This window comes from Stutzerimonas stutzeri KOS6 (assembly GCF_000307775.2).
GTDB lineage: Bacteria > Pseudomonadota > Gammaproteobacteria > Pseudomonadales > Pseudomonadaceae > Stutzerimonas > Stutzerimonas stutzeri_B.
Genome location: NZ_KK020676.1, coordinates 2,514,559 through 2,526,081 on the forward strand (window position 1 = coordinate 2,514,559; position 11,523 = coordinate 2,526,081).

Annotated in this window: 9 protein-coding genes; 6 read left to right on the forward strand and 3 right to left on the reverse strand. The window is 63.7% G+C overall.

Annotation, left to right across the window (positions count from 1 at the left end; all coding sequences use genetic code 11):
• Positions 1–56 precede the first annotated feature (56 nt).
• Genes coxB through B597_RS39550 form a run of 4 tightly spaced genes read left to right on the forward strand, consistent with a single transcriptional unit; the run spans position 57 to position 4,670 of the window.
• Complete coding sequence (gene coxB / locus B597_RS39535; protein ID WP_003294818.1) at positions 57–947, forward strand: cytochrome c oxidase subunit II; 891 nt, start codon at positions 57–59, stop codon at positions 945–947.
• A complete protein-coding gene (gene ctaD / locus B597_RS39540) occupies positions 944–3,475 on the forward strand; it encodes a cytochrome c oxidase subunit I (protein WP_003294820.1) in 2,532 nt (843 codons plus the stop codon). The genes coxB and ctaD overlap by 4 nt, the downstream gene beginning before the upstream one ends.
• Positions 3,472–3,831 carry a hypothetical protein gene (locus B597_RS39545; protein WP_003294821.1) on the forward strand — a complete coding sequence of 120 codons (360 nt, stop codon included), beginning with the start codon at positions 3,472–3,474 and terminating at the stop codon, positions 3,829–3,831. Before ctaD ends, B597_RS39545 begins: the two co-directional genes overlap by 4 nt.
• Before the next feature lie 11 nt (positions 3,832–3,842).
• Complete coding sequence (locus B597_RS39550; RefSeq protein ID WP_003294822.1) at positions 3,843–4,670, forward strand: cytochrome c oxidase assembly protein; 828 nt, start codon at positions 3,843–3,845, stop codon at positions 4,668–4,670.
• Positions 4,671–4,692: 22 nt separating this feature from the next.
• Here B597_RS39550 and tusA read toward each other — a convergent pair whose 3' ends face one another.
• Positions 4,693–4,944, reverse strand: coding sequence for a sulfurtransferase TusA (gene tusA, locus B597_RS39555; RefSeq protein ID WP_003294823.1), 252 nt, complete (start codon positions 4,942–4,944; stop codon positions 4,693–4,695).
• 57 nt (positions 4,945–5,001) lie between these two features.
• Positions 5,002–6,051: a 23S rRNA (cytidine(2498)-2'-O)-methyltransferase RlmM gene (gene rlmM / locus B597_RS39560; protein ID WP_003294824.1), complete on the reverse strand. Its 1,050-nt coding sequence runs from the start codon at positions 6,049–6,051 to the stop codon at positions 5,002–5,004.
• A gap of 174 nt (positions 6,052–6,225) precedes the next feature.
• On the opposite strand from rlmM, the gene acnA reads away from it, so the two are divergent.
• Together acnA and B597_RS39570 are read left to right on the forward strand one after the other, a co-directional pair.
• On the forward strand, positions 6,226–8,901 hold the full coding sequence (gene acnA, locus B597_RS39565) for an aconitate hydratase AcnA (RefSeq protein ID WP_003294826.1): 2,676 nt from the start codon (positions 6,226–6,228) through the stop codon (positions 8,899–8,901).
• 271 nt (positions 8,902–9,172) lie between these two features.
• Positions 9,173–10,741: a methyl-accepting chemotaxis protein gene (locus B597_RS39570; protein ID WP_003294828.1), complete on the forward strand. Its 1,569-nt coding sequence runs from the start codon at positions 9,173–9,175 to the stop codon at positions 10,739–10,741.
• 53 nt (positions 10,742–10,794) lie between these two features.
• Here B597_RS39570 and B597_RS39575 read toward each other — a convergent pair whose 3' ends face one another.
• Positions 10,795–11,481: an alpha/beta family hydrolase gene (locus B597_RS39575; RefSeq protein ID WP_024162341.1), complete on the reverse strand. Its 687-nt coding sequence runs from the start codon at positions 11,479–11,481 to the stop codon at positions 10,795–10,797.
• Positions 11,482–11,523: the final 42 nt, after the last annotated feature.

The window sequence follows — 11,523 nt, forward strand, 5'->3', positions numbered from 1 at the left end:
TTCCTTTGCTGGCGGGTTGCGAAGGCCCGCAGTCGGCGCTTTCACCGGCAGGGCCGATGGCCCGCGACGTGGCGAACGTCTGGTGGGCGATGTTCGGCTTTTCCGTGGTGGTGCTGCTGGTGGTGAGTACGCTATGGATCTATGCCATGTTGCGCCGCCCGAAAACACATACTGCCGAACAAGCCAAACGGATCAACCAGCGCTGGATCATCGGCGGCGGCATCATCTTGCCGACCGCCAGTATCATCGCCCTGCTCGCCTTCGGCATTCCCACCGGGCGCGGCATGCTGCCGCTGCCGGTCGATGGCGAGCAACCGTTGCTCATCCAGGTCATCGGTCACCAATGGTGGTGGGAGGTGCGCTACCCGGAAAGCGGCGTGGTGACGGCCAACCAGTTCATCCTACCGATCGATCGCCCGGTGGACGTGGAGGTCACCAGCGCCGACGTGATCCACTCGTTCTGGGTGCCGCGCCTGGGCGGCAAGCTGGACATGGTTCCCGGCCGGACCAACACGCTGCGCCTGGAGGCGGCCAGGCCCGGAGTGTTCCGCGGACAATGCTCGGAGTTCTGCGGCAGCCAGCATGCGCACATGATCTTGCACGTCGAGGCGTTGCAGCCCGACGCCTTTGCCAGCTGGATCGAAGCCCGCGCCGGGCGCGAACACCAGGCACCGACCGGCGATGCCGGCCGGGTATTCGATGAGCGCTGCGGACAATGCCATCGCGTCGCCGGCGTCAGCGCGGGCAGTCGCGCACCGGACCTGAGCGACCTTGCGACACGCCCAACACTGGGTGCAGGCGTGATTGCCAATGACAGCGAAGGTCTGCGCCGCTGGCTGCGCGATCACCAGAGTCTCAAGCACGGCAACGCCATGCCACGCCACGACGACATCCCCGAAGAAACACTCGCCCAGATTGCCGACTGGCTGGAGACGCTCGCTCCATGACCCCGACTCACAACCGCGGTGTGCCTGCCACCGATCCAGACCAGCTCCACGATCAGTTCAACGAGGTCTGGGGCAACCCACGTGGCTGGCGCGCGCTGACCATCGTCAACCACACCAGCATCGGGCTGCGCTTCCTGGTCACCGGCGCCTTCTTCTTTCTGGTCGGTGGCCTGCTGGCCATGCTCATCCGCACCCAGCTCGCCCTGCCCGGCTACGAGTTGATGGAGCCGGATGTCTATAACCAGGTCTTCACCATGCACGGCACGGTGATGATGTTTCTCTTCGCCGTACCGATGATGGAAGGTCTGGCGGTCTACCTGATCCCGAAGATGATCGGCGCCCGGGACCTGATATTCCCCCGCCTGTCCGCACTGGGCTACTACTGCTACCTGTTCGGCGGACTGATCCTGCTGTCGAGCATCTTCCTCGACGTCGCGCCCAAGGCCGGCTGGTTCATGTACACGCCGTTGTCCAGCTCGGCGCATACGCCGGGAGTGAATTCGGACTTCTGGCTGCTGGGCATCACCTTCGTCGAGATTTCCGCGGTGTCCGCCGGCGTCGAGCTGGTGGTATCGATTTTGCGCACGCGCACCAGCGGCATGGCGCTGCACAAGATGCCGCTGTACGCCTGGTACATCCTGGTCATGGCGATGATGATCGTCGTCGGCTTTCCGCCACTGATCCTCGGTTCCATCCTGCTGGAGCTGGAGCGGGCCGCCGACATGCCTTTCTTCGATGTCGCCCGCGGCGGCGACCCGGTGCTCTGGCAGCACCTGTTCTGGCTGTTCGGCCACCCCGAGGTGTACATCATCTTCCTGCCCGGCGCCGGCATCGTCTCGACCTTGATCCCGGTGTTCTGCCAGCGCCCGCTGGTGGGCTATCGCTGGGTCGTGCTGGGCGTGCTGACCACCGGCTTCATCAGCTTCGGGCTGTGGGTGCATCACATGTTCACCGTGGGCATCCCGCAACTGGCCACGGCCTTCTTCTCCGCGGCGAGCATGCTGGTGGCGATTCCCACCGGGGTGCAGATCTTCGCCTGGCTGGCGACGCTCTGGCTCGGCAAACCGGTATACAAGGTGCCAATGCTCTGGCTGGTGGGCTTCCTGATCGTCTTCGTTGCTGGCGGCCTGACCGGTGTGATGCTGGCGCTGGTGCCGTTCGACTGGCAGGTGCATGACACCCATTTCGTCGTCGCGCACATGCACTACGTGCTGGTCGGCGGCATGGTCTTCCCGCTGATGGCTGGCCTGTATTACTGGCTGCCACACTTCTCCGGGCGCATGCCATCGGAGAAGCTCGGCCGCTGGGGTTTCTGGCTGTTCTTCGTCGGCTTCAACGTGACCTTCATGATCATGCACTGGACCGGCCTGATCGGTATGCCGCGCCGGGTCTATACCTACGACACGGGCCTGGGCTGGGACATGCCCAACCTGGTGTCGTCGGTCGGCAGCTTCATCATGGCAGTGGGCGTGGCCACCATCCTGCTGGATATTATTCTGCACTTCCGCTTCGGCATTCCGGCACCGAAAAACCCCTGGCAAGCCGACACGCTGGAGTGGGCTACCAGCCTGCCGCCCAGCGCGTACAACTTCGTCAGCCTGCCCGATGTGACAGAGCGCCATCCGCTCTGGAAAGACCCGGACCTGCCCGACAGCATCGCCCGCGGCGAACATTCGCTGACGGTGATCGACCACGGTCGGCGGGAAACCTGGGGCAGCGATCCACTGACCGGCAAGGTGCGCGAGATCATCCATCTTCCGGGCAACAGCTGGCTGCCGTTCATTGCCGCGGTGTTCCTCGCCGTGCTCTGCCTGAGTCTGCTGAACAAAGCCTATATCATCGCCATCATCGCCACCGTGGCCACGCTGATCGTGCTGCTGCGCTGGTCGTGGGATAACGGTGCGCACCCGGCTGCAGCCCCGGACGCGCATACCCAACCCGGCGAACCGCCGTTGCACTCGCGCACGTTCGATGGCCCCGGCCTGTGGGGCATGGGCGTAACGCTGCTGGCCAACGGTGCACTGTACCTGTCGCTGCTGTTCGGCTGGTTCTACCTGTGGACCGTTTCGCCGCAATGGCAGGTGCCCGATAGCGAATTGAATGGCTGGCTGATGCTGGCCAGCGCATTGTTGCTCAGTGCCGGGACGCTCTGGCTGCACCTTTTGATCAAGCGCCTGCGGGCAGGCATCCACCGCGGACTGATGTCACAGCTCGTGCTGCTGGCGTTGGTGGCGCTGGCGCAGTCGGCCATGCTGCTCTGGCTGCTGCTGTCGGCGGGGCTGGCGCCGACCGAAACCGCCCACGATGCGGTGATCTTCGTGATGCTGGCGTACAACCTGATCCATTGCACCCTGGCTGCCGTGCTAACCGGCCTACAAGCATGGCGGGTAGCGCTCGGCTACGTGGGCGACAAGGCGCCGTACGAGCCCGTCGTGGTCGAGCAGCTCTGGTACTACAACCTCGGCGTGCTGTGGATCAGCTATGCGGCCATCGTGCTGTTTCCGGCGACATGGGGAGGTCCCTCATGAAATATGCGCGCACCTCGCCCTACCATCCGATCCAGATCCCCATCGGGCTGATCATCTGGAGCCTGTGGTTCGTCGCGATGTATGGTGGCCAAGCAGTGGCCTGCAAGGTCAGCCCGCCCGACCCGGCACAGGGCGTATGGAACTGGCTGAATGGCAGCCTCGGTATGCTGACCCTGATAACGCTCGGGCTCCTGCTGTGGATGGCACGCTACTTCTGGCGCCTGTCGCGTGCGCCGGAGCAGTTGAACGAACGCCAGCAGTTCGTCACCAGGATTGCCACCGGTATTCATTTCATCGCGGCGCTGGCCACCCTGTTCGTCGGCATTCCGCTGCTGCAGATTCCGCCATGCCTGTAGGCCGCTCCCCGATGCGCTGGGCCGCCGTTTCAGCGCTGGCCGCGCTCATCCTGCCCGCTCCGGTCCATGCCCACGGACTGTTCGATGCCCACCTGCTCGCCCGCGCACCACTGCTGCTCACGGCTCTGCTGGTGGCGACAGCCTGGCTGCTTTACGTGGTCGGCGCACGCAAGGTGCCGCCACGGCGTCACGAAGCGCTGTGCTTTCACAGCGCCATGCTGCTGGTCGTGTTCGCCGTATTCGGTCCCATCGACGACTGGGCGGAAAGCAGCACCAGCTGGCACATGACCCAGCACATGCTGTTCATCATCGTGATCGCGCCATTGTGGGCGCTTGCCCGCCCGCTACCGCAATGGCGCGGTGTGACCGGCCGCCTGGCCAGGCCCGTATGGACTGCCATCTTGCGCGCAGGACGCTATCCGACCCTGCTGGCCTTGCTGCATGGTGCGGTGATCTGGATCTGGCATACACCGAAGCTCTATGTGCTGGCGCTGGACAACCTCTGGTGGCACGCCTTCGAGCATGCCTGTTTCCTGTTCACCGGCTGGCTGTTCTGGTGGTCGGCCTTTCGCGCCAATCCGAAGCAGGTACCACAGGCGCTGATGGCCGTATTGCTGACCCTGATGCATACCGGCCTGCTGGGCGCCCTGCTCACCTTCGGCACGACGTCGTTCTATGGCGAAGGTCGATCAGTGCAAGACCAGCAACTGGCCGGGCTGATCATGTGGGTACCAGGCGGCCTGATCTACCTGATCGGCGGCGGCTGGATCGCCTGGCGTTGGCTGCTGCGCATGTGGCGGCGCCAGCAGGCGCGTGGCGCGAGCGAGGAGATATCCTGAGCGGCACATGGCGCCGCCGGCCTTACTCGCTCTTCTTGCGAATCCAGTAGAGGTAGGTACCCGAGGCTTCCTGCTGCTCGACCAGATCGTGGCCGAGAAAGATGCAGAACTTGGGAATGTCGCGCTGGGTCGACGGGTCGGTGGCGATGACCTTGAGCAAGGCACCGCTGGCCAGGTCACGCACCTTGTTGTGCAGCATCATTACCGGCTCGGGGCAATTCAGGCCGCTGGCATCGAGTACGGCATCGGCTGTCATTTCGGCTGATCGGGTCATCGCAGGCTCCGGAAAACAGGTCGGCATTGTCGCGCAGATGGGTCGGGAGGTCACCCGTCAGAGGCGACGCAGATGGCAGGTCACTTCCTCGCGATCGTGATACAGCTGCTTGCAGCCGATACTGGCCTTCACTCCGCGCTCCGCCAGTCCGTCGGCGATGCGCTCCAGCAAGCGTTTCACCTCGGCATAGCGCTGCTTCATCGGCAGCTTGAGATTGACCACCGCCTCCCGGCACAGGCCCTCGCCGATCCAGGTTTCCAGGAGCGCCGCGTTGCGCGCCGGCTTTTCGACGATGTCGCAGACCATCCAGTTGACCGGCTTGCGCGGGCGGAAGGTGAAGCCGTCGGCACGAAAATGCTCAACCAGGCCGGAATCCATCAGTTCGGCGTTCATCGGGCCGTTGTCCACGGCGCTGACCTTGATATGCCGGTTGACCAGTTGCCAGGTCCAGCCGCCCGGCGCTGCGCCGAGATCGACGCCGGTCATGCCCGCCGCCAGCCGCGCATCCCACTGGTCACGCGGGATGAAGTGGTGCCAGGCCTCCTCCAGCTTCAGCGTGGAACGGCTTGGCGCCTGGCGCGGAAACTTCAGGCGCGGTATGCCCATCGGCCATAGCGCACTGTTGCGCGCTTCGGCGATGCCGGCGAACACTTCCCGGCCGCTCTTGAAGGTCAGCAGCAGGCGCGGACCATTGCCCTGCTCGTCCAGTCGGCCGGCCTTGATCAGCGCCTTGCGTAACGGTGCCTCGAATTTTCGACAGAAATTGGAGAGCTCCTTGCCGTCATTAGTATCCAGCACCTCCAGCCACAGGCCGCTGCACACCGGGTAGCTCGCCAGATGCGCCAGCAGCACACTGATGCGATCCGTTTCAGGAAGTTGCAGATAGGCTCCACGCGCCCATTGCCGCGGAAAGATCAGCTCGGCGAAACGCAGCTTGCGCATCAATCGCTCGCTACCGGCGGCATCAGCGCAGACGAACTCGGCGCAGGCGCTGTCCGGCCGCGCCCGGGCATAGCCGGCGACCTCGAGCGTGGCGGCATGTTCGCTGATTTCCGCGCAGACCTCGCCTTCGAAACCGGGGCGGCAATGCAGCAGCAATGTATTCATGTTTGAATCCTGTCGGCAGTCGGACCTGCGCCAAAGCCGCGCATGATAGCCGACCGGGGGAACCCTCGCCTGCATGGTCCGGTCCAGTGCACTAGCGAAACCCCTCTCGAAGGTCTAGTTTCAAGACTCTCAGTCACCAGCCAGCCCGTACCGTGCGGGCATAAGGAGAGCGCAATGCCGTCCCTGGATAGCCTGAACTGTCGTCGCCGCCTCGAAGTCGCCGGCAGCACCTACCACTATTACAGCCTCCCCGACGCCGCAGCCCAGCTGGGCGATATCAGCCGCCTGCCGACTTCACTGAAAGTACTGCTGGAGAACCTGCTGCGCTGGGAAGATGACGTAACGGTGCGCTCCGACGACCTGAAGTCACTTGCGCGCTGGCTGCAGACCCGCAGCTCCGAGCAGGAAATCCAGTACCGCCCCGCCCGCGTACTGATGCAGGACTTTACCGGCGTGCCGGCAGTCGTGGACCTGGCCGCGATGCGTGACGCCGTGGCCAAGGCAGGAGGCGATCCACAGAAGATCAACCCGCTGTCGCCGGTCGACCTGGTGATCGACCACTCGGTGATGGTCGACCGTTTCGGCAGCCCCCAGGCGTTCGCGCAGAATGTCGATATCGAGATGCAGCGCAATGGCGAGCGCTACGAGTTCCTGCGCTGGGGCCAGCAGGCCTTCGACAACTTCAGCGTGGTACCACCGGGTACCGGCATTTGCCATCAGGTGAATCTTGAATATCTCGGCCAGGTCGTCTGGACCCGGGAAGAAGACGGTGAAACCTATGCCTATCCCGACACTCTGGTCGGCACCGACTCACACACCACCATGATCAACGGCCTCGGTGTACTGGGTTGGGGCGTCGGCGGTATCGAAGCCGAGGCGGCGATGCTCGGCCAGCCGGTGTCGATGCTGATCCCGGAAGTGATCGGCTTCCGCCTGACCGGCAAGCTGAACGAAGGCGTCACTGCTACCGATCTGGTGCTGACCGTGACGCAGATGTTGCGCAAGCACGGCGTGGTCGGCAAGTTCGTCGAATTCTATGGTCCGGGGCTGGATCACCTGCCGCTGGCCGACCGTGCCACCATCGGCAACATGGCGCCCGAGTACGGCGCCACTTGCGGCTTCTTCCCCGTCGATCAAATCACCATCGACTACCTGCGCCTGACCGGCCGCAACGAAGAGCGCATCGCCCTGGTCGAGGCATACAGCAAGGCGCAGGGCATGTGGCGCGACAGCGACTCGCCCGATCCGCTCTTCAGCGCGACGCTGGAACTGGACTTGAGCCAGGTCCGACCCTCCGTCGCCGGGCCCAAGCGGCCCCAGGACCGGGTAACGCTCGGCGACATCGGGGCAAACTTCGATCTGCTGCTGGAAACCGCCGGCCGCAAACAGCAAACCGATACGCCCTATGCCGTCGCGGGCGAAGACTTTGCGCTCAAGCATGGGGCGGTGGTGATCGCTGCCATCACGTCCTGTACCAACACCTCGAATCCGAACGTATTGATGGCCGCGGGCCTGGTCGCAAAGAAGGCGGTGGAACGAGGGCTCAAGCGCCAGCCCTGGGTCAAGACTTCCCTGGCGCCGGGTTCGAAGGTGGTCACCGACTACCTCGAACGCGCCGGGCTGACGCGTTATCTGGACGAACTCGGCTTCAACCTGGTGGGCTACGGTTGCACCACCTGCATCGGCAACTCGGGGCCACTGCCGGACGCCATAGGCGAGGCCATCACCGACAATGACCTGATCGTCTCCTCGGTGTTGTCCGGCAACCGCAACTTCGAAGGCCGCGTGCATCCGCTGGTCAAGGCAAACTGGCTCGCATCGCCGCCATTGGTGGTCGCCTTTGCCCTGGCAGGCACCACGCGCATCGACATGGACCACGAACCGCTGGGCCATGACACGCACAACCAGCCGGTATATCTGAAGGATATCTGGCCAAGCAGCGCCGAGATCGCCGAGGCGGTCGCACGCATCGACGGGGAAATGTTCCGTAGCCGCTACGCCGACGTGTTCAGCGGCGACGAGCATTGGCAGAAGATTCCGGTCAGCGCCGGCGACACCTATCAGTGGAACGCCGGCTCCAGCTATGTGCAGAACCCGCCCTACTTCGAAGACATCGGCCAGCCATCGGCGCCGCCTGCGGACGTCGAGAATGCCAGGGTACTGGCCGTGTTCGGCGACTCGATCACCACCGACCACATCTCGCCGGCCGGCAACATCAAAGCCAGCTCCCCGGCCGGCCTGTACCTGCAGTCGCTGGGCGTGGCGCCCGAAGACTTCAATTCCTACGGCTCGCGCCGCGGCAACCACGAAGTGATGATGCGCGGCACCTTCGCCAATATCCGCATCCGCAACGAGATGCTCGGCGGCGAGGAAGGCGGCAATACGCTGTACCAGCCAGGCGGCGAAAAACTCTCCATCTACGACGCCGCGATGCGCTACCAGGCCGAAGGCGTGCCACTGGTGGTGATCGCCGGCAAGGAATACGGAACAGGCTCGAGCCGGGACTGGGCGGCCAAGGGCACCAATCTGCTGGGCGTCAAGGCTGTGATTGCCGAGAGTTTCGAACGAATCCACCGCTCGAACCTGATCGGCATGGGTGTCCTGGCGTTGCAGTTCGTCGGTGAGCAGACGCGCCAGTCGCTGGGCCTGGACGGCACGGAGAAGCTTTCGATCCGCGGCCTCGGCGTCGACCTCAAGCCTCGCGAGTTGCTGACCGTGGAAGTGGGGCGCGCCGACGGCTCGAGCAGCACATTCCAGGTGCTGTGCCGCATCGATACGCTCAACGAAGTGCAGTACTTCAAGGCTGGCGGAATCCTGCACTACGTGCTTCGCCAACTGATCGGACGCTGAGACACAAAGCAAAGCGCCGGCACGAATCACGTCGTGCCGGCAGCTGCCCTTTGGCCTTTGCCCTCCAACCGTCTGGGCAGCCATCGTGTACAAAGCCCACCCTCTTGCCAATGCCGCTCGGCATGGTCAGCGCCCGGACCTGCCGTCCGACTCGCCCTGCGCTTTTTCATTCAAGAACGCCCGGCCGCAGCCGATCAATTAGCCAGCCTGAGCCTCAGTACAACAACACAGGCGCGCCCCCTCACGAAATCTTTATTCAGGCGTGATGCCGATGCGTAAAAACCTGCCCGTAACACAGCGTGAACACGCCTTTCCTGACCAGCAACGCCTCATCTCGACGACAGACCTCAAGGGCCAGATCACCTACTGCAACGACATATTTGCCGAGGTCAGTGGCTTCGATCGCGAGGAGCTGATCCGTGCCCCGCACAACCTGGTGCGCCATCCGGACGTGCCGCCCGCCGTGTTCGAGCACATGTGGAAGACGCTCAAGCAAGGCCGCCCCTGGATGGGGATCGTCAAGAACCGTCGCAAGAATGGCGATCATTACTGGGTGAGCGCCTATGTAACACCCATTCTCGACCAGCAGCGACAAGTGACCGGCTATGAGTCGGTGCGCACCAAGCCGACGCGTGAGCAGGTCGAGCGTGCCGAGGCGCTGTATGCCCGAATCAATGCTGGCAATAGCGGCGTGCCGCATCGTGACGTCTGGCTGCCAGTGCTGAGCAAGTGGCTGCCGTTGCTGATCGTCAGCCAGATCGGTTTCCTGGTAGGCACAGCCTTCGATCATACCTTTGGCTTCATCGGTGCAGCGTTGTTGGCCGTGCCGCTCGGCCTTGCCGGAGTGCGATGGCAGCAACGAGGCCTCAAGCGATTGCTTCAGCTGGCGCAACAAGCCACCAGCGACCCGCTTATCGCGTGCATGTATACTGACAGCCGCGGTGTGGAGGCGCAGCTGGAAATGGCGATGCTCAGCCAGCAGGCGCACCTGAAAACCTGCCTGACTCGCCTGCAGGATACTGCCGTGCAGCTTCAGGGACAGGCGCGACAAGCCGATACCCTGGCGCAAAACTGCGCCGATGGGCTGATCCAGCAGCATCAGGAAACCGAGCAGGTCGCCACGGCCATCAACGAGATGGCGGCGACGACCCAGGAGGTAGCGAGCAATGTGGCGCTGGCCGCCGATGCCACTCGGGAAGCCAGCCGACTCACCGTGCGGGGGCGCGAAGTCACTGCCGAAACCCGCACGGCGATCCAGCAACTATCGGACTCCGTCACCAAGACCGGTGAAGCAGTCAACCAGCTGGCGAGCGACAGCGAGGCGATCGGCAGCGTGGTGGACGTGATCAAGAGCATTGCCGACCAGACCAATCTGCTCGCGCTCAATGCCGCAATCGAAGCCGCTAGAGCTGGGGAGAGCGGGCGCGGCTTCGCCGTGGTGGCCGACGAGGTGCGGCAACTGGCGCAACGCACCACCGCCGCCACCAGCGAAATTCACCAACTGATCGCAAAGCTTCAAGCACAGGCTCACCATGCGGTGAGCATGACGGAAGAGGGTCGCATCCAAGCTTCCCGGGGAGTCGGCCAAGCGATCGAGGCCGACCAGGCCCTGAGTGGAATAAACGAGGCGATGGGCAATATCATCGACATGACTTCACAGATCGCCTCTGCCACGGAGGAGCAGAGCGCCGTTGCCAACGAGATCAGCCGCAATGTCAGCACCATTGCCCACTTGGCCGAGCAGACTTCCGGCGATGCCCGCAGCTCGGCATTGCTCAGCGAGGCGCTGGCAGCGACGGCGCAATCCCAATACCTGCTGGTAGAGCGCTTCAACCGCTGATACCTGGCCCGCGGCCGGTGCAACGCTATCGACAGCCGGCTGCAAGCGGCGGATTACATCTGGCTGCCAAGAAACGTCACGATTGCCGCGGCGGCGCCATCCAGGTGCCCATCATGGGTAAGCCCGGAGCGCTTCAAGGGCTTGAGGTCGTGATCCGCGGCCGCGAGCCAGTGCAGATTGATCATCGGTGACAGGACATACTGCGCCACCGTCTCGCAGTTGCCCAGCGCATCACGTTCGCCCTGCACGATCAGCGTTGGCGTCTGCAGTGTCGCCAGATGAGCCACCCGTGGCTTCTCCGGCTTGCCGGCAGGATGAAACGGATAGCCCAGACACACCAGGGCGTCTGCACCCAATTCATCGGCCAGCAGGCTGGCCATGCGCCCGCCCATGGACTTGCCGCCGATCGCCACCAGCCCTGTGGCCTGCTGTCGCACCAGAGAGTGGACTTCCCGCCACTGCGCGAGCAGCTGCGCCTGCGGACTGGGTGGCCGCCTGCCTGCGCCCATGCGCCGCGCCGCCATATAGGCAAACTCGAACCGACACACCGCGATCCCGCATGCTGCAAGGCGTCCGGTCAATTGTTCCATGAACGGGCTGTCCATCGGCGCACCGGCACCATGGGCCAGGATCAAGCTGGCCCGGGTATCGCCCTGCGGTAGATCCCATCTGACGAGATGCCCTTTGTCACTTTGTGTGTATTGACCCGCGTCAATACCGCCAAATTGCCCTTTCCCCATCCTTGCCCCGCTTTCTATTAGAAAGAAAAAAACTGCTCATTA